The 19,495-nt window shown below is 34.6% G+C and carries 14 protein-coding genes; 3 read left to right on the top strand and 11 right to left on the bottom strand.

All coding sequences use genetic code 11. From position 1 onward, the window contains the following. Positions 1–46: 46 nt before the first annotated feature. Positions 47–2,068 carry a DUF349 domain-containing protein gene (locus A8L32_RS07380; protein WP_075590252.1) on the bottom strand — a complete coding sequence of 674 codons (2,022 nt, stop codon included), beginning with the start codon at positions 2,066–2,068 and terminating at the stop codon, positions 47–49. Positions 2,069–2,286: 218 nt separating this feature from the next. Between A8L32_RS07380 and trmD the strand changes: the two genes are divergently transcribed. After that, positions 2,287–2,961, top strand: a complete 675-nt coding sequence (gene trmD / locus A8L32_RS07375; protein ID WP_075590251.1) for a tRNA (guanosine(37)-N1)-methyltransferase TrmD — start codon at positions 2,287–2,289, stop codon at positions 2,959–2,961. A gap of 68 nt (positions 2,962–3,029) precedes the next feature. Here the strand turns inward: trmD and A8L32_RS07370 are convergent, their stop codons facing one another. The 3 genes from A8L32_RS07370 to A8L32_RS07360 all read right to left on the bottom strand — a co-directional run bounded on the left by A8L32_RS07370 (position 3,030) and on the right by A8L32_RS07360 (position 4,952). Beyond that, positions 3,030–3,743: a LytR/AlgR family response regulator transcription factor gene (locus A8L32_RS07370; RefSeq protein WP_075590250.1), complete on the bottom strand. Its 714-nt coding sequence runs from the start codon at positions 3,741–3,743 to the stop codon at positions 3,030–3,032. 138 nt (positions 3,744–3,881) lie between these two features. Further along, the gene (locus A8L32_RS07365) at positions 3,882–4,556 is read right to left on the bottom strand and encodes a TrmH family RNA methyltransferase (RefSeq protein WP_075590249.1); all 675 of its coding nucleotides are present in this window, start codon (positions 4,554–4,556) and stop codon (positions 3,882–3,884) included. A 123-nt stretch (positions 4,557–4,679) separates the two neighbouring features. Next, a complete protein-coding gene (locus A8L32_RS07360) occupies positions 4,680–4,952 on the bottom strand; it encodes an HU family DNA-binding protein (protein ID WP_075590248.1) in 273 nt (90 codons plus the stop codon). 509 nt (positions 4,953–5,461) lie between these two features. On the opposite strand from A8L32_RS07360, the gene A8L32_RS07355 reads away from it, so the two are divergent. Both A8L32_RS07355 and A8L32_RS07350 read left to right on the top strand, forming a co-directional pair. Next, positions 5,462–6,682, top strand: coding sequence for a metallophosphoesterase family protein (locus tag A8L32_RS07355; protein WP_075590247.1), 1,221 nt, complete (start codon positions 5,462–5,464; stop codon positions 6,680–6,682). A gap of 3 nt (positions 6,683–6,685) precedes the next feature. Then, positions 6,686–9,757: an SbcC/MukB-like Walker B domain-containing protein gene (locus A8L32_RS07350; RefSeq protein WP_075590246.1), complete on the top strand. Its 3,072-nt coding sequence runs from the start codon at positions 6,686–6,688 to the stop codon at positions 9,755–9,757. Between the two features lie 4 nt (positions 9,758–9,761). On the opposite strand, the gene A8L32_RS07345 is transcribed toward A8L32_RS07350, so the two are convergent. From A8L32_RS07345 to A8L32_RS07315, 7 genes are all read right to left on the bottom strand, one after another. Then, positions 9,762–12,170: a polysaccharide biosynthesis tyrosine autokinase gene (locus A8L32_RS07345; RefSeq protein ID WP_075590245.1), complete on the bottom strand. Its 2,409-nt coding sequence runs from the start codon at positions 12,168–12,170 to the stop codon at positions 9,762–9,764. 20 nt (positions 12,171–12,190) lie between these two features. After that, positions 12,191–12,970, bottom strand: a complete 780-nt coding sequence (locus A8L32_RS07340) for a polysaccharide biosynthesis/export family protein (protein ID WP_075590244.1) — start codon at positions 12,968–12,970, stop codon at positions 12,191–12,193. A gap of 237 nt (positions 12,971–13,207) precedes the next feature. Further along, a complete protein-coding gene (gene cbiD / locus A8L32_RS07335) occupies positions 13,208–15,040 on the bottom strand; it encodes a cobalt-precorrin-5B (C(1))-methyltransferase CbiD (protein ID WP_075590243.1) in 1,833 nt (610 codons plus the stop codon). Continuing rightward, the gene (locus tag A8L32_RS07330; RefSeq protein WP_075590242.1) at positions 15,041–15,829 is read right to left on the bottom strand and encodes an ABC transporter permease; all 789 of its coding nucleotides are present in this window, start codon (positions 15,827–15,829) and stop codon (positions 15,041–15,043) included. 40 nt (positions 15,830–15,869) lie between these two features. Then, positions 15,870–16,466, bottom strand: a complete 597-nt coding sequence (locus tag A8L32_RS07325) for an ABC transporter ATP-binding protein (protein WP_075590241.1) — start codon at positions 16,464–16,466, stop codon at positions 15,870–15,872. An 83-nt stretch (positions 16,467–16,549) separates the two neighbouring features. Then, complete coding sequence (gene cobM, locus A8L32_RS07320) at positions 16,550–18,313, bottom strand: precorrin-4 C(11)-methyltransferase (RefSeq protein WP_075590240.1); 1,764 nt, start codon at positions 18,311–18,313, stop codon at positions 16,550–16,552. A gap of 32 nt (positions 18,314–18,345) precedes the next feature. Continuing rightward, positions 18,346–19,495: bifunctional cobalt-precorrin-7 (C(5))-methyltransferase/cobalt-precorrin-6B (C(15))-methyltransferase (locus A8L32_RS07315; protein ID WP_075590239.1), on the bottom strand; the 1,150-nt coding region annotated here is incomplete at its 5' end.

Genomic DNA, 19,495 nt, shown 5'->3' with positions numbered 1-19,495 from the left:
CGAATGTAACAACAAACGCTCTTAAGTATTTTATCTAAAAATGAACTTAATTATCCATTTTATTCAACATTTTAATTTTCTCTTTTAAAAGCTGAGCATTACGTTTTCCATTTTCTATTTTATGCTCAAAATCTTTTACCACAGAAGCAGCTCCCTTACTTTTAGCAAAGAAACCAATATTGTTTTCCCAAACAATAATATCATTTTCAAGCTGTTTTAATTTATTCATCAATTTACTGCGCTCTTGATATACCATATCATCCTGATGTCCCGAGTGCTTAATATTCTCCAGTTTATTTCTGAATTTCTGTACATTTTTATGGTACTCATCCATATTTAAACTATCGAAATGTTTATTAATCTCATTTCGGAAATCTTGATTTACCTTATCCTTCATTTTAAAAGGAACATGGCCTATTTCAGAGAATTTACGTTGATACTCTTGAAGTATTCCAAACGTATCTTCATCATCAGCAGCATTTTTAAAGTTAATAACTTCTTCAATCAGCGCTTGCTTTTTCTTTAAATTTTCGTCCTGAGACTCATCTATTTTGCTAAAGAACTTAGATTTATTATCAAAAAACGCATCACAAGCAGAACGGAATCTATGCCAAATAGCATCTGATTGCCTGCGAGGTACAGCACCTATTTGCTTCCATTCTTTCTGAATACGAATATACTCTTCAGTCGTTTTTTTCCAATCTGTACTTTCCTTCATGGCTTCAGCTTTTTCGCATAACTGTGTTTTTGACACTAAATGCTGCTGTTGCTCATTTTTGTACGACTTAAAAAACTCCCTTTTATTTTCAAAAAACTTATCACAAGCCGATCTAAAACGCTCGTATATCGTATTATTATCTTTTTTAGGAGCAAAACCAATGGTTTTCCATGATTGCTGTAATTCAATCAGCTTCTTACTTTTATCTTCCCATTCTTTCGGAGAATGCGCTTCTTCTGCTACAATAGCTTCAGCTTTTTCGCACAACACAGTTTTTTGAACTAGGTTCTCTTTCAACTGATCTTTTAAGCCCTCGAAATACTCCTGATGTTTGATATTTATTGTGGTCGTTGCAGCTTTAAACCTTTCCCATAGTTCATCTTTTAACTCCTTAGGCACTGGTCCCACCTCGCGCCATCTATCATGATACTTTTGTAAAGTTTTAAAGCTATTAACTATCGAGCTTTCTTCTAGTAAAGCTTCCGCTTTTTCGCAAAGCTCTGTTTTTAAAGTTAAATTCTTCTTTAAATCCAGATCACGTAATTCCTTGTTAATCTTCACATAATTATAAAAATTCTCTATGTGCAAATTATAGGTATCCCAAATATCACGTACTTTATTTTGAGGAATAGAACCTACCTCATGAAAACGTTTCTGCAAAGCCTTAAATTCATTAAAAGTCTCATTTAATGACTCTTGCCTATTTACAAGATTCTTTATAGACTCAATAATCTCCAGCTTAGTAGCTAAATTTTGTTCTTTTTCGGTTTCTAGCTTATTAATGTAGGCTGCTTTCTTATACCTAAAATCCTTTAACAACTCCTTAATCTCCACTTCAAAGTGATCAACAGGAGCAGCAAAGTTTTCTTCTAACTCACCAGATTCAACAAAACTCTTCTTAAGCTCTTCAACTTCCTCATTATATAATTTGTAGAAAACAGATTTAATATCTTCTACTTCTTGTTTAATCGTAACAACATCAAAAGTTTTATTGATATACCTCAAACGACTCACCAAGTCCTCTCTCGAAAGCGCAGACAAATCAACTTTATCAAGTTCTGGCTTTTCCTCCTCCACTTCAACTGTTTCAACTGTTTCTTCGGCTTTTACCTCTTCGGTTTCAGTCTCCTTAGGTTCTTCGGCTACCGCTTCAGTTTCAATAGCCTCCTTCTCCTCTTGCACTACTTCCTCTACTTCCGCAGACACAGTTTGCTCTTCTTCCTTTACAGGCTCTTGCTCCTCAGAGGTTAAAGGTTCGGTTAATTCTTCTTTATTAACACCATCGGTCGACGTATTAAGATTTAAATCTTTTTCTTCGTTACCGTTTTTGTTCAGATCGTTAGCTTCCATCAGCATTTAAGTTCGTGGTACATCAATCTCCTAGCATTCACTAAGAAATAATTGATTCAATTATTGTACGAATATATTATATATAGCTAAAATGTCAAATTTTTTTGGCTAATTAATCCTAGCAAAATCAAGTATTTTAAGATAAGTAAAGGAAAAGTGACATATATAAATCGCTTACCTAGTATTTACTTATATTTGTGCTCTAAATAAAAAAGATAATGCGAATTGATATTTTAACCTTGTTTCCAGAAATGTTTCAAGGTCCATTTAGTGAATCTATTATTAAAAGAGCGCAAGAAAAAGGGGCGGTTGAGATTCATTGTCATAACATTAGAGATTACTCTACCAACAAGCATAAAAAAGTTGATGATTACGCTTTTAGCGGAGGAGCTGGCATGGTAATGAGCATAGAACCTATCGCTATTTTGATTGAAAAGCTAAAAGCGGAAAGGGAATATGATGAGATTATATACACCACTCCTGATGGACAAACTCTAAACCAGAGTATTTCAAACCAACTATCATTAAAGGGTAATTTAATGATTTTATGTGGCCACTACAAGGGAGTCGACCAACGTGTACGCGATCAATATATTACTATGGAGATTTCCATTGGTGACTATGTATTAACGGGAGGCGAATTAGCTGCTGCTGTTATTTCAGATTCAGTTATCCGATTGATTCCTGGAGTTATTTCTGACGAAACATCGGCCCTAACAGATTCATTTCAAGATAATTTACTAGCTCCACCTGTTTACACAAGGCCTGCAGATTATAAAGGCTGGAAAGTTCCTGATATTCTATTATCGGGAGACACTAAAAAAGTTGAAGCCTGGAAGGAACAACAAGCCTACCAAAGAACTAAAGAAAGAAGGCCTGATTTATTAAAGTAACAAACTAAACAAACATAAGAAAGCCGCACTTGAATGAACTAGTGCGGCTTTTATATTTTTAATAATTACTACTTAGTAATTAAATTTATATCATTCATTAACTGATCTTTATAGGACTTTCCGATTGGAATAACCTTAGAACCAGCTTCAGTTTTAATTACTACTGAATTATCTTCTATCACCTTAATTTTACTCAAGTTAACGATAAAAGATCTGTGTACCCTTACAAATTTATCCGACGGCATTTTATCCGAAATAGCCTTCATGGTAAAGTGAATGGTATATTTATCTCTAAAAGTATTTACCACCACATAGTTTTCTAGCGCTTCAATCCAAAGAATATCTTCGTATTTAACCCTAACCAATGAAGAATTATTTTTGATAAAGATTTCAGTACTACTTTTCGTAATATCTTCCTTCTTCTCGTCTTTTTCTTTTACTTTATTTATTGCCTTTAAGAATCTTGGATAAGTAACTGGTTTTAATAGATAATCCGTTACATTATACTCATATGATTCAAGCGCATACTTTTCTTGTGATGAATAAATTATTACCTGAGGTAAAACATTTAAAGTCTTTAGTACGTCAATACCAGTCATTTCTGGCATCTCAATATCTAAAAACAATATATCTATTTGCTCACCACTTTTACCATTTAGGTAATTAATGCCTTCAACAGCATTCTCGTATGTCCCAATTAGGTTAAGTTCGTCTGTTTTTTCAACAAACTCTGCAATAATCTTAGTTGATAACTTGTCGTCGTCAATTATTATACAATTCATGGAGCCATTGTTTTTGTCAAAAATAGAAATTTTAGATTAAAGAAAAAGGCATATAAAAATGCATTCCGATCTGAAATATACAAAAAACCAAGTTAATCCTCAAATAAAACACGTTTATCCTAGCATTAATAAACTTAGTCACTTATTTTTTTTATTATAAAATTCTCTTTCAATGAGTTCTGCACTTTTAATGGTTGTATTTAACCACTGTCGCTTAATCTCTAAGCCATCTTCAATAGGTAACTCCCAAGAAACATTTTTGTTTCGGATTTCATGGGCTAAATGTTGAAGTACTAAAGCAGCAGATACTGAAATATTAAAACTTTCGGTAAACCCATACATTGGTATCCTCAAAAACTCATCAGCTTCCTCTTTTACTACATCAGAAATACCTGTAAGTTCTGTACCAAATACTACAGCTGTTTTACCCGCACTAACATCAAAATCGTACAACTCAATATCATTGGTATGTGGCGTCGTTGCAACTATTCGGTAACCATCAGCTTTAAGTTTCCTTAGTGCTGTCCTCGTGTTATTTTCTTCAGTATTATACTTACTTAAACTAAGCCACTTTGAAGAACCTAATGCAACATCCTTATTAATATTGTATTTGTTTCGATTCTCTATAATATGTACATCCTGAATCCCAAAACAATCGCAAGAACGTAATACAGCACTCGCATTATGCGATTGATAAATATCCTCAAGCACAACGGTAAGATATCGTGTTCTATCTTTTAACACTTTATCAAACAGTTCATTTCTATTTTCCGTTACATGCTCACTTAGGAACTTAACTAACTCCTCCTTCATCTTCACTATTAATGATGTAAATAACTATTTTCAATAGCCTAGCTAACAAAAGAAATCTCAATTTAGGGTACAAAAAAAGAGAGTACTTTGAGTACTCTCTTATATTTTTTCCTTAACAGAGAACTAGTTTACAGCGTCACCTAGTTCGCTACCAGCTTTAAATTTAACCACTTTTTTAGCAGCGATTTGAATTTCTTTACCTGTTTGAGGGTTTCTTCCTGTTCTTGCACTTCTTTCAGAAACAGAGAAAGAACCAAAACCGATTAAAGAAATACGGTCACCACTTTTAAGTGCTTCGCTAGTAACGTTGATAAATGAATCTAACGCTTTTTTTGCGTCTGCTTTTGTTAAACCAGAATCTCCGGCGATAGCATCAATTAATTGAGCTTTGTTCATAATAACTGATAATTTTTAGGGTTAACAACTAAGTTCACCAAATTTGCTCTACAAATATAGATTATTTCAATTGTTTACCAAATCTACATCCAATAAAATAAAGGCTTATAGCGCTTTTTATACAAAGCTCATGTTAAATATGCACATAAAGCGCCCTCTAAAAAAACTCCTTAACAACTCATCTACTGTACATTAACCGTCATAAACATCACTACTATCAAAACTCAAACTTTTTTGTTAAAAATTTCAGATTAGGCTGTAATCCTCTATACTCCTACCTTCTACATCATTTATCGCATTCAATAATTCCTAATAAATAATTAAATATTATACATATTTTTCTTTTTGAGAGGCTCCTTCTTTTAATTCGAAATTATACTATTTTTGATTCCTCTATATAATATATATGTAACACGCTAAAACAATAAGTGAGATGTTTATTAAATAACAATAATAAAGACCTCAATATCATCAGCTGTTCCATGCGACAATTTTAAAAATTTATACGCATGAAAATATTACACACTGCCGATTGGCACATTGGTAAAAAACTAGAAAGCTATAACAGAATAGAAGAACAAAAGTTAGTTCTGGAAGAGATATGTACTATTGCCAACAATGAAAAGGTGGATGCCATCATTATAGCTGGAGATCTTTTTGACACATTTAACCCATCTTCTGAGGCTGTAGAACTATTCTATCAAACATTAAAAAAACTGACGAAACAAGGAACTGTTCCTGTTATTGCAATTTCAGGTAATCATGATTCTCCAGATAGAATAGAGACTGCCGATCCCTTAGCAAGAGAATGTGGAATCTTCTTTATAGGTTATCCCGATAGTAATGTTAAACCTTTTGAATTAGATACTGGTGTAAAGGTTATTGCATCTGCTCCTGGTTTTATAGAATTAAAATTACCTGATACAAAATATCCATTGCGAATTATTACTACTCCATACGCCAATGAGTACAGAATTAAACAAATACTTAAACCTGAGGATAAAGAAACTGAGTTGAGAGCTTTACTTCAAGAAGATTGGCAGAATATTGCGGATAAATATTGCGATACAGAAGGAGTAAATATATTGGCAACCCATTTATTTGTAATAAATAAAGGAGAAAAACCGCAAGAAGAACCTGATGATGAAAAACCTATTCTTCATGTTGGAGGAGCACAAGCAATTTTCACAGAGAACTTCCCACAACAAATACAATACGTAGCGCTCGGGCATTTGCATCGGAAACAGATTATCGCTTCAATCAAACACCCTGTGGCCTACTCAGGCAGTCCACTCTCTTATTCTTTTGCAGAAGCTAATCAACAAAAATATGTAATGATAGTGGATATTGAACCTAATCAAGAAGCCAAAGTATCTGCCATAGAACTAAAGCAAGGGAAAAAATTGGTTCGACTGAAGGCCAAGGGGATGGAAGAAGCAGAATTCCTTTTAGCTGATCACCAAAATTGCCTCGTAGAGCTCACTTTAGAAACAGATGAATATATATCAGCCAAAGATCGTCAGTTATTGCATCAGCTGCATGCAGGTATAATTACGCTTATTCCGCAAATAACCAATAAAAATAAACTGGATAGCAAGTTCAATACCATAGATATTAATCAGGACTTTAAAAGTTTGTTTGCCGATTATTTTAAACACACCAATAATGGCTTAGCTCCTAACGAGAATATTTTAAGCCTATTAAACGAAGTTGTTGCCGAAAAAGAATAAATAATGATTCCGATTAAACTAACTATAGAAGGACTCTATTCCTATCAAAAAAGACAAGTTATTGACTTTGAAACCTTAACTTCTAACCATTTGTTTGGTATTTTTGGTAAGGTAGGAAGTGGCAAATCATCTATTCTGGAGGCTATCACCTTTGCTTTATATGGTAAAACCGACCGATTATTAATCAAAGATGATAATCGAAATTACAATATGATGAACCTTAAATCGAATCAGTTATTTATTGAATTTGATTTTAAGTTGGGTAAAGACGCTTGCGAATATAAAGTAAATGCCCTTGCCAAACGCAATAGCAAAAATTATGAAGATGTAAAAAAGATAGAACGCACTTGTTACAGAAAGCATCATGATGAGTACTTACCCATTACTTCAGAAGAGCTTGAACAAGCTATTGGTTTGAGTTACGATAACTTTAAAAGAACCATTATTATCCCGCAAGGAAAATTTCAAGAATTTCTTCAATTAAAAAGTACCGAGCGAACTAGAATGATGAAGGAGCTTTTTAACCTTCATAAATACGAGCTTTACGGCAATGTCAAAAATATCGAATCTAAAAACAATGCTTTAATTCAAAATATCGAAGGAAGACTAGAGCAACTTGGCGAGACCTCTGTTGTGGAACTCGAAACTCTAGAAAAGCAGAAAAATGTTTTAAAAGAACAGCTACTAGAATTAAATAAACATCTGGAAAAGAATGACCTTAGTTTATCAGAATTTCAGAAGCTAAAAGAAAATACCATACGCATAAAAAGCTTAAGTCAGGAGAAGCAAGAACTTGAACAACAGCGAGAGCTTATTGAGAAAAAAGAGAAGGACTTAAGTAATTACGAATTCTGCCAAATTCAATTCAAAAGCAACATTGAAAAACTGAATACACAACAAACCAATGCGAACAAACTAAAGTCTGCAATCGATAATGATTCTTCTGCATTAGAAAAAAGCCAATTAGAACTAAGCACACTATCTCCAACCTTTGAGAAGGTAAATATTAAATACCAACAACTTGAAGAAGTTAAAAAGCAAATAGACAACCTCAACAAATTAGTTGAAGTTATTGTTTTAACGGAGTCTATAGATAAGGAACAAGGACGATTAAAAGAAGGCCAAGGCATTGTATCTAAAGTTTTACAGACCTTGGAAAAGATTGAAAAAGAGGAAAAAACAATAAATGAGTCTTTGATTTATCTTAAAAAAGAACTACCCAATATAGAGTTGATTAATAAAGCTCAGCAATGGTTCATTGAAGATAAAAGCACAGAATCGTTAATCAACGATTTAAAAAAAGAGATAGCCTCTACAGAAATATCTAAAGAAAAACTACGGAGTGATTTAAAACAATCTATTCAAAACACTGCGACTCCTTATGATGTCGAGAATATGGACTCTATCCAAACTGAATTAAAGCAAAAGCAATTAAAGTTAGAAAGTTCGATTAAAGAATTAAATTTTGATTTAGAGCATTTGCTGATAAATTCAGGATTAGAAAAGTATGCTAATAATTTAAAAGATGAAGAAGTTTGCCCTTTATGTGGTTCTACAGAACATCCTGTTCCTTTTAGTTCGGAATCCCTTGGTGATGAAATAAATCAGGTGAAGAAAAAGATTGCCAATAAAGAGAAAGAACTAAAGGAAATTAGTAGCTCCCAACTTGCACTTAGCAATTATTTAGCCGCTATTAAACCTTTAGACTTGCAACTCTTTAATGTACAAAACAAACTTACAGAAGCTACAAAACAGCAGGAGGTTCATAAAACGAAAATAGTTGAGCCATATAAAGACGAAATAAAGCTAGCTAAGGCAAGCAATGTATATAAAGCAAACAGTGGGGAGATTGCTCAAAGCGAAGAAAAGATTCTTTTGCTTAGGCAAAAATTATCAGTAGAAAATAAAAATAAAGAGAAATATCAAGAAGCATTAAATAACATTCAGCGCAATATTGACAAAAAACAGAACTCTATTGACTTATTAAGATCTCAAATATCATCTGACTTTATAAAAAATGTAAGTAATCAACCTAAACAGGATATTGTTAACAAATCGAAAGAGCTAGAAACACAGGTAAAACAAACCGTACTTGAATTCGAGAAGCTGAGTAAAAACATAGAGTCAATCAACAATTCAATTAGAACGCTAACTGCAAAAGTTGAAACCAACCAATCGCATTACAAGGCAGAAAATGATACCATAGCTAAAACAAAATTAGAGTTAGAATCTCAAATAGAAATATCCCCTTTTAAAGATTTAGCAGAAATCAATTTGATTCTGAAACTTAATATCAATATTTCAGAAGCAAAAGAAATCATTAAAGCATATTACAATAAGCTTCAGTTAATAAACAATGAAATTGATAAATTATCCCTCAACATTGGAGAACAGGTTTACGATGAAAGTAAACATCATAAATTAATTGAACAAACGCAATCACTTAAGGATAAAATAACGCAAACAAATCAAGAGTTAGGAAAAGTTAGCCTTGAGCTAAAAACACTAGAGAAAGTTCTATTACAGAAAAAGGAGCTCAATGAAGAATTAAAAAAACTTCAGTTAAGAGCAGATGACATCAGCACGCTTAGAAAGATGTTTTTCAAAAGTGGTTTTGTAAATTACGTTTCATCCGTTTATCTGCAGAACCTTTGTACCACTGCAAACGAGAGGTTTTATAAAATGACTCGTCAGAGTTTAAGTCTGGAATTAAGCAAGGACAATAACTTTGAGATTCGTGATTATATGAATGGCGGAAAACTTAGAAATATAAAAACACTTTCTGGTGGACAAACATTTCAGGCAGCACTTGCTTTGGCTTTAGCTTTAGCTGATAATATCCAAAGCCTGACTGAATCTGACAGAAACTTTTTCTTTTTGGATGAAGGTTTTGGCTCCTTAGATAAGGAATCGCTTGAAGTTGTATTTAGTACCCTAAAAACACTGAGAAATGAGAATCGAATAGTCGGTGTTATTTCACATGTAGAAGAAATGCAACAAGAAATATCTACCTATTTAAATATAGAACAAGACGAAGATTCAGGAAGTAAAGTAATTGAAAGCTGGAATAGGTAAGCACCTATTCCTCTTCATAATATCCATGGCCATAGCCATAACCGTAACCATAGCCATAACCATATCCGTAATGAGATCCATAACCACCTTGCTTCACATTTAAATCATTCAATAAAATACCTACATTGGCAGAAATACCTTCGGCCTTAAGGTTTGAAACGGTATGAGAAAACACTTGACGCACCGTATGGTTATGACGAACCAAATAAACAATAGCATCAGAATTCCTCGCTAACAAATACGGATCGGCTACCACACCCATTGGAGGTGAATCTAGCAATATTAAATCAAACTCCTTTTTCAATTCTTCAAATAACTTTTGAGTTTTATCCGAACTTATTAATTCAGATGGATTTGGTGGAATAACTCCCGAAGGAATAACATATAGATTTTCTAATCCAGATGGTGCAGGAATAATAATATCTTTTAATTCAACTTGTCCAATTAAATAGTTAGAAATACCGTCATATCCATTTAAATTCAACACTTTATTTAGTCCTGGTTTACGCATGTCGAAACCAATAATAACGGTCTTCTTTCCAGCCAAAGCAAAAACAGATGCTAAGTTCAAGGAACAAAACGTTTTACCTTCTCCAGGCATAGATGAAGTTACCGTAATAATAGGTGCTTTCTTATCTCCAACCAGAAACTCCAGCCTAGTCCTTACCCTTCTAAAGGTTTCGGTGACTACCGATTTAGGATGAGAATTAACAACATTCACTTCCTTTTTAGAACTATGAATTATTTGACCAATTATAGGAATGGAAGATAATTTTTGAACATCATCTACTGAAGTAATTTTATTACTCAACACCTGCTTCAACACTAAAAAGAGTAAAGGCAACAAGATTCCTGCAAAAATAGCTTTTTGGTAGTTCCCCTTAATATTTGGAGATACCATACCTCCACTCCTAGCCGATTCAAGCACCTGATGATCTGGTGTATTAGAGGCCTTTTGTATCTGAGCTTCCGATCGTTTTCTTAATAAAAAGGTAAATACTTCGTTGTTTAAATCAAACTTACGCTCAATACCCAACAACTTACGTTCTGTTTCTGGTAGGCCGTATAAATCTTGCTCAAATTTACTACGCTCTGCAAGTATCCTAGCTCGCTCCTCCTGTATCGCTTCTTTTTGATTTTCAATGGTTTTTAACAGTGTGTTTTTAGCCAAAGAAAACTCTAGATCTTTTTGACCCGAATAAGGATTAATCGTTTCTCCTAATGGCGTTTTAATAGCCAAACGCTCTGTATTAATCTCCATTATTTTCTGAATCTGACCAGAAACCAATTGATTATCCACTTTATAAATAGCTGGAGCAATAATTTCATTATCTATACTATCTCCATTGAAATATTGCTTCAGGTATTCGTAATAATTTGTGGTTATTTGAATACCTGCTAACTTTTGCTCAGCATTCTGCAACTGACTAAATAAATATTCAGCTTTCGACGATATACTTTGAATTCGATTTGAGGTTCTAAAGTTACTTAACTCAGCTCCTGTAAGACTCAATGAATCTCGAATATTAATCAATTGAGACTCAATAAAATGAATAGTATTAGTCGCAATCTGATTTTTCTTCTCTAAGTTAGATTCGATAAAAACATCAGCTAGTGTATTTAAAAATCTAACATTCTTAGCCCGATTATCACCTGTTACGGAAAGTCTTACAATAGTTGACTCACTGCTTTTAAAAGACCTTAATAAACCTGTATATTTTCCGGTAACCGAGTTGGGATGATTAAAAACAAAATAATATAAATTATCATCAGACAACTTACAACCACTGCACAACACTCTAAATCTAAACCAATTGGTCTCTACCCAATCCCCAAACCTATAAGTATTAACTACCTCCTGGTTTCCTGGTCCTCCTTGATATTGGCCTGTTTTATAATTATACGCCCCAGCTCCTTCAGCTATATATTTTAATTCGAATCTATTCTGATCAATTTGGCTGACATAAAACGGTGTATTAGTTAACTGTGCATGAAGTGTATCGAACTCAATACATAATGATGAAGCAGGGTAAATTTCAGTCGTCTTAAAATTACCTTGTTCGTAATAGCTTACATTAAAATCTAATTTATCCACAGCCTTACGAATCATATCCCAGGAGGATAAAACCGCCAATTGGTTATCTACATTTCGCATTCCTGGTGTTAAACCAAAGCCTTCCATCATGTTAGATTGTGGTAGATTTGTACCACGTTCCTCCATTAAAATACGCATGGAAGCACTGTAAATATTGGTAGTATAGCGATGCAACACATATACACTTGTTACTGCTAAAGGAATGGTAATTAGAAACAACCACCAAAACTTAAAGAAATCTCGAATAAGTTTTTTATAGTCAAGATTAAACGCTAGTCCTGAATCGGTATTTTGTTTTTGAGGAGAGTTGGCTTGCATCTGTTATATATCCGAATCAATTATTTAGTAATAGTATAAATCGTTAAGCCTAAAGCTAGCAGTGAAGTAATAATACCCAAACTAAAAGACTCTCCTATGCCAAACTGTTTAGCTTTCATCGGACGAACGTAAATTAAATCGTTTGGATAAATATAGTAATACTCTGAGCCTACAATTTTATGATCGGTAATATCTACCACATAGGTATCTGCTGTTCCATCATTTTTAGGACGAACAATTTTCACTTCTCTTTTTTTACCAAATACCGTTAAATCTCCTGCTGCTCCAATAGCTTCAAATATGGTTATCTGATCCTTATCCATACTTTTTTGCCCTGGTGAACGAACTTCGCCTAAAATAACATACGACTTAGTTCCAAGTTGAACAATTACATTAGCATCTTTTATAAATGGTTTGAGGTCTTCTTTTATTTTTTCTTTCGCCATTGGAAGATTACATCCAGCCAAATTAATTTTACCTGCATACGGAAAATCTATGTTCATATCATCATCAATAAGATACATAAACATAGTATTACCAACCGTTTGTATACTGTTTCCGCTACTTCCCTGCCCAGCATTAAAAAACTCAGATATCTTAGGATCAAATGTTGAAATACGGATATATAAATAATCATTGGGCTGTAAAAAATACTTTCCTGTGATTTGATCTAATGGATTGAACTCCATATCAGGCTCTTTCTCTTGAAGATATAACAATTCCTTTTGTGGAATACAGGAAGCAACAAACAATATGAGTATAAGAGATAACCAAGCTACATTGCACTTAAATTTAATCATGTAGAATAGAGATATTTAGATTAACGTTTGACTTACAGTTGTTAGTTCGTTTCTAGTTAATCATCATGAGTACGTTTCTATAAACATAAAACACTCACTTTCTGATTATTAAAAAAACATGAACTAATTGCTGACTTTATAACAAGCAAAAATAATCTTTTTAAGGACATTTACATGATTAGAACTAAAGAGTTTTATCGCTATAGCTAAAGAGGCTATAAATCTGCTATCCTTTTCTTACAACATGATCGATTCCCCTTTAGGAGTAAACAATACAAACTTAATTGACTGACCAACTTCACTAACTTTCACACATTGAGTTTTAGCTAAGCGCACAACCTCCATATAAAACCTCTCTTCTTTAGCATATGGAATATGTTCCCAAATTTCATTGGCTAACTTGGCTTGTTTTATCTTATTAACCTTCTCTGAAGGATAATTAAGCCGTGTAGCAATATTGCACGCAAACTCAGCATTAAAAACCACTTTGCTACTGTGCGTATCTAAATTTCCTTCTGCCAGTTTAATGGCTTTCCCCAACATTATCCCCAGTACTACTTCATCTACTTTTTCTTGAGCGACGATTTCGAGTGACTCGCCAATAAAATTACCAATATGAATAAAAGCATACTGCAAATCATCCGAAAAAACAGCTTTCATAAAGCCTTCGCTGCGTTTTCCTGGCGTTAAAAAAATACGTCTACATTGATTATTGATGGCAACGCTTATATACTGACGAATAGAATTAACATAAGCCTCTGAACTAAATGGGCGTAAAACTCCAGTAGTTCCTAAAATAGATATACCTCCCTCAATTCCAATTCTCGGATTAAAAGTCTGCTTTGCCAACTCCCTGCCTTTAGGTACAAAGGGGGAAATTTCAACTCCACAATTTATATTCACCTCCTTTTTTATCGAATCGATTTGTGCCTCAATTAATTTACGCGGACCTGGATTTATGGCTGGTTCTCCCACCTTAACCTGAAGACCTGGCATAGTTACGATTCCAACACCTTCTCCCGCTTTGAAGGTTGTCTTTCCAGAATTATTCAAACGAATGGAGCACCCTATTTCTTCTGCATGAGTCACATCCGGATCGTCGCCTGAGTTTTTAATGACTAAACAGCTGGCTTCATTTTTTCCTAGTTTACCATCATAAATGATAAAATCTGCTTTGTCTCCACTTTCTAACAAAACTGATTCTTCCTTTGAAAAACGCCTCGTTTGCAAGGCTTTTAAACAAGACTTTACACAAGCTGCTACGCAAACACCTGTGGTAAAACCCGATTGCAAATCTTCTCCTTTTTTAAGGATAGTTTTGCGCAAACGATAAATATGTTGCAATAATTCTTTGTCTGAAAACACTTCGAAATCGAATTCGGGTAATTGTGGTCTTTTAACCACCCACAAAGGAATATTGAATTGCTTTGCTGCTTGCAGCTTCGCATCCATCAATCCAGACTCTCCGCTCTCTTTAGAAAGCAATAATTGAGTTCCTACTTTTTTGCAAGTATCCATCAAAACAGAAGCGTCTGCCTTAGGGTCTTCGGGCAATACCCTAGCCATATCAACACCTGTTTCAATAGCTTTGCTTCTGCTTAATTCTGTATCTAATATTCTAAAATAAATATCTCGTTTATCCCACAGAGACTTGAAATGGTTAATAGTCTGAACTCCCGTTAAAGCCAGAATGATCTTAAATGATTTATGCGCTTCAATGGCAGATACCATTTGTTCATAGCTATCAAATAACCGAACTAACTTTTCGTCCTCATAAGATGGAAAAACTCTACTGTAGCGGAGTATAGGAATATCTAACTTTAAAGAAACCTGCTTGATATTATCATGAACATTTACCGCAAAAGGGTGCGCTGCATCAACAATTACCTTAACCTCTTGCTCAACACAAAAAGAGGCTGTTTTTTCAAAAGTCAGCTCACCATTAATTTGCTCTCCTCCAACCTTGTATTTAACAGGAGTACGCGTGGAATAAATATAATCCTCTTTTAACCAATCGAGTAACGAGGCTACTTTTTTACCTTCTGTAGTACCTCCAAAAACTAAAATCATCTACTTTAAAACCTCTTTCTTTAATCGGTTATACTTATCGAATATAAATCGATTGGAAAACAGAATACTCAAGAATAAATTCATCGTACTTCCTGTAAAAATGGCCAGCATAATCATTACTTGATATTTAATGGCTATCACCGGCGAACTACCTCCTAAAATCTGCCCAGTCATAACGCCTGGTAAAGAAATCAAACCAATCACGGTCATGGTTGCAATCATCGGGTTAAGCCCTCTTTTAACTGCCTCATTAATAAAAGGACGAATAGCTAACTTTGAATTGCCTGTATTGGTTAGGATAAAAAAATAGAGTTCTCGTTTTTCCTTGAGTCCTTTAAAATAAGTAGTTAATCCAACAATATTATGATTTAAGGAATTTCCCAAAATCATACCAGTGATGGGAACAAAATAGCGCGCATCAAAAAAATAATCGGGTTTTATTACCAAACCTAAAAAGAAACTATCGATGATAAGAACTGCTGTTAGTGAGGATAAAAACAAGGGCAATACAAAATATCTCCAATTAAGACCAACTCTTTTTATGGCCGTTGTTACTCCCACTGATATCATTAAAAATACCCAAGCTGTATTTAAATAAGCACTGTTTAATTCAAATATCTTATCGAGATAAACAGCAATTAAACCTAACTGCAAAATCATTCTCGACAAAGCAATCAACACACTCTTTACGATCTTTACTCTAAAATAGAGAAAAAACGAAATGGGAATAAGCATGATTAAAAAGGCTAATCCTAAATCGAATAATTGTATGTCTATGATTTCTTTCATTAAAATAAGTATTAAGTATAAAGACAAAAGATACAATCCTCTATCCCAAACTAATCACTCTATCCACGCTTTTTAACCAGCTTGCATTATGCGAAGCAGATACTATCGTTTTTCGTTTTAAATTTTGAATTAATTGAATCAGTAATTGGATAGAGTTTTCATCCAATGAAGACGTGGGTTCATCCATCAGTATAATTTCGTTATCCAGACTTAAACAAATGGCAATAATGATTCTCTGCTTTTGTCCTCCGCTTATTTCTGTAAAGTCTTTTATAAAGTTATTCTCATCAACACCCAGTTGTTTCAAGAAACCATAAACCTGCTCTTTCTCGTCTTCAACATGCAACAGCTCCATTAACTCAATTCCATTTTTTACAGGCAAATTAATGTTCTGAGGAATCCAGGTAATTTTATTTCTGATAGTTTGAATTGTAGATTCACTCTGCTGAATGTCATCAATTACAATACTGCCCTCATCAATCAATTCAAAACCTTGCATCAACTTTAGCAATGTAGACTTACCCTTTCCTGAATCTCCTGAAATACATACCGACTCCCCTTTCTCAATTTTTAAATTGAAATCCTTGAACACCAAATGATCTTCAAACGAAAGCGATATGTTTTTACATTCTATCATTTCTAGAAAAGAGTATTAAGTATAAAGACAAAAGATTCATTATTGACTTTCAACTTTATACATTCAACTTTACGAACTTTTTCTTACCCCCTAAAGGCATGTTTAAATTCTTTGTGGTACAATTTAGATAAATTTGAACGGTTATCAATAGCTTTTCCAACTACAATCATCGTGGTCATGGTAAGGTTATTATCTTTTACCGTTTTAGCTAAATCCTTCAATTGACAACGAACTACCTTCTCTTCCTTCCATGTTAATTTATAACATACAGCCACAGGAGTTTCTTCAGGATAACCTTCCAATAACTCAGCTTGCACCTTATCCGCAATGGAAGCACTTAAATAAATACACATGGTACTCTGAAACTTAGCAAACTCGCTCAGCTTTTCTCTTGGAGGCATTGGTGTTCTTCCTTCGCCACGAGTAAGTATGATAGATTGTACTTCTTCTGGAATAGTAAACTGCGACTCTAAAGCTGCTGCTGCTGCCTGAAAAGAAGAGATTCCTGGTGTGATATGATAATCCATATTATCCTTATCCAACACGGCCATTTGCTCCTGAATAGCTCCATAAATACATGGGTCGCCCGTATGCAAACGCACTACAAACAAACCTCTATCGTAAAATGGTCTCATTTCAGCAATTTGCGTATCTAAATCCATTCCTGCTGAGCTTTTTACCACACAACCAGGCTTGGCGTAATGTGTTAACTCTTTAGGAACTAAACTTCCTGCGTACAAAATAAAATCAGCTGTTTGTAATAAGCGCTTACCTCGCACCGAAACCAACTCCGGATCGCCAGGACCAGCTCCCACAAACTCTATAAAACCTTTGCGTTCCTTACGTTTATCAATGGCACAAGCTATGGTCGCAAACTTATCTTTTATCTGCAACTTCTGCTTGGGAACAAATAATTCATTTTTAGATAGGTGCATGGCTACAGCCTCTGAAACACTAGCAGAACCCGTTACTTCCTCTACCTTTTCCGAAGGGTTAGGCACTTGATACGCTGATAATTCCTCGTTGCCAAAAACCTGTAAAGTTAGGTCTGTATTTTCCGAGAATGCCACAAAAGCCTCCTCATCCTTTTTAATATCCACCGTTCCTATTTCAGCTAGAGATAAAAACGACAATCCATTTTCTTTTAAACTTGTCTTAACTACACTTTCAAATTCAAGCGCATCAATATCTTTTTGAGCCCCCATGCCCATATTTATCATGGCAGGACGATAATAAATAGCCTTATTTCCTAAATTATGTAGATATGGAGTAACCGCAAGTATAACTTCAAAATCGTCAACCTTTAAGTCGTCAGTATTATAAAACACCTCAACATGATCTGGTTTAGAAGTTTCTAAAAACAAGGTTCCTCTATCCCTGCACTCCAAAAGTAAAGCTGTCTTTTTTCCGTTGACAAACGAAGCCATCAATTTAGTTAGATTTGAACCGGCCTCTAGCTTCCAATCAAATTGTTTTGGCAGCATATCTAAGCCCCAAAGGTTAGACGTATCACTCACTGTAGTTAACACAGGAATGGCCCCTAACAAACGAGCAATATGTTCTGCTTTTTCGTTGGCACCACCTTGGTGCCCCGATAAAACAGGCTGAACAAACTTTCCGTTCACATCCATATTTATCACCGCAGGGTCCGTCTTTTTATCCTTTAAAAACGGAGCAATTTCGCGAACACATATGCCCATAGCTCCAATAAAAACAAACAATGAACTTTCGTTCCAAAGCGTTTGATCTAGTTTTGGCGAGCGAAGAATTTTGGCATCAAAACCCAACGATACTATTTGTTTTGCAGTTTGTTCTCCTTTATCGGAGTATGTTAATATTGTTGTCATTCTATTTCTAGTTACATGCACACAGAGTTAAACTAACTCTGTGTTGCACAGTATATTCTTATTTCGTTAAAATCGTTGACTTTTAAATCAATAGAGTGTTGAATGAGGTAGTTGTTTTTATCACACCATTGCTCAAATTCCTGTTGACTTTTATCACTGACTGCATTAAAAGCCAATACTCCATTCTCTTGTAAATACTGATGAATATGATCAAGTACTTGATGCATTTGTCCGCCATAGCCTCCCAAAAACACTGCATCTGGTTTTGGCATATCCACTTTAGAAACCTCGTTAAAATCACCAATAAAAGCTTCGATGCCTGGCGTTTGGAATTGCTTGGTATTACGCTCAATAATCCCTCGGCTTTCTTCACGAATCTCAAAAGCAAATACATCCAATTGCGGAGCCATCAATTTGGCTTCAATAGACATACTGCCCGAACAAGCTCCCACATCCCAAAACACCTTTTTACTCTGCAATTGCATCAGCGCCAAGGAAGTAACTTTAACAGGCATTTTGGTAATCATTTTTGGTCTGCCTTCCAGTGTTTCTAAATCACCTTCCGGTATTCCCTTTATGGGGATATGCTTATTGTTTTTAGTCAAATACACACAATTGGGTGCAGCAAACTCTCTTTCTGAAGTCTCCTTTACCGATAATTCAAAAATACGTTCCTTCTCGCCTCCCATATTTTCGCCCACTACCATTTGATAGTTATCATAGCCAAAATCTAACATGCGTTGCGCAATAACCGCAGGCGTTTTTTTCTTATCCGTCAGTAAAGCAATCCTCTCTTCTCCCTCAATCAACGCTTTATCAAACTTATTCCATGGTCGACCAGTGAGCGTTACCACACGATACTCTCCATAAGCCACTTGCTTTTGATGCGCCAACATCTGCAGTGAATTAAAAGTAGGTAAACTCACTATCTCGGCATCAGGAAAATAACGCTTAAGCGTAATGGCAATTCCATAGAAATATGGATCTCCACTGGCCAAAACCACCCATTCCTTATTCGTATTCTGCAAAGAATCAATATATGCGCTAATAGGCACTTTAACATCCTCCCATACATAATCCTTAGGAAGGAAATTTTTCACCAATTCATGATGCCGTTTTCCTCCCGTAAAAAACGTTGCACCAACCATCCACTCTTTAGCTTTATCGCTTAAAAGAGGAGGA

The sequence above is a fragment of the Labilibacter marinus genome, assembly GCF_001659685.2.
In the GTDB taxonomy this organism is placed as follows: domain Bacteria; phylum Bacteroidota; class Bacteroidia; order Bacteroidales; family Marinilabiliaceae; genus Saccharicrinis; species Saccharicrinis marinus.
The sequence above is the reverse complement of the archived record's forward strand: the minus strand, read 5'-3'. Positions and strand labels throughout refer to the sequence as shown.

Excerpts from the sequence above, each read along its gene's own strand:
- A8L32_RS07360 (WP_075590248.1), bottom strand. The coding sequence starts at position 4,952 with ATGAACAAAGCTCAATTAATTGATGCTATCGCCGGAGATTCTGGTTTA.
- A8L32_RS07365 (WP_075590249.1), bottom strand. The coding sequence starts at position 4,556 with ATGAAGGAGGAGTTAGTTAAGTTCCTAAGTGAGCATGTAACGGAAAAT.
- cobM (WP_075590240.1), bottom strand. The coding sequence starts at position 18,313 with ATGACAACAATATTAACATACTCCGATAAAGGAGAACAAACTGCAAAA.
- A8L32_RS07345 (WP_075590245.1), bottom strand. The coding sequence starts at position 12,170 with ATGCAAGCCAACTCTCCTCAAAAACAAAATACCGATTCAGGACTAGCG.
- A8L32_RS07355 (WP_075590247.1), top strand. The coding sequence starts at position 5,462 with ATGAAAATATTACACACTGCCGATTGGCACATTGGTAAAAAACTAGAA.
- A8L32_RS07380 (WP_075590252.1), bottom strand. The coding sequence starts at position 2,068 with ATGGAAGCTAACGATCTGAACAAAAACGGTAACGAAGAAAAAGATTTA.
- A8L32_RS07350 (WP_075590246.1), top strand. The coding sequence starts at position 6,686 with ATGATTCCGATTAAACTAACTATAGAAGGACTCTATTCCTATCAAAAA.
- A8L32_RS07340 (WP_075590244.1), bottom strand. The coding sequence starts at position 12,970 with ATGATTAAATTTAAGTGCAATGTAGCTTGGTTATCTCTTATACTCATA.
- A8L32_RS07370 (WP_075590250.1), bottom strand. The coding sequence starts at position 3,743 with ATGAATTGTATAATAATTGACGACGACAAGTTATCAACTAAGATTATT.
- trmD (WP_075590251.1), top strand. The coding sequence starts at position 2,287 with ATGCGAATTGATATTTTAACCTTGTTTCCAGAAATGTTTCAAGGTCCA.
- A8L32_RS07325 (WP_075590241.1), bottom strand. The coding sequence starts at position 16,466 with ATGATAGAATGTAAAAACATATCGCTTTCGTTTGAAGATCATTTGGTG.
- A8L32_RS07330 (WP_075590242.1), bottom strand. The coding sequence starts at position 15,829 with ATGAAAGAAATCATAGACATACAATTATTCGATTTAGGATTAGCCTTT.
- cbiD (WP_075590243.1), bottom strand. The coding sequence starts at position 15,040 with ATGATTTTAGTTTTTGGAGGTACTACAGAAGGTAAAAAAGTAGCCTCG.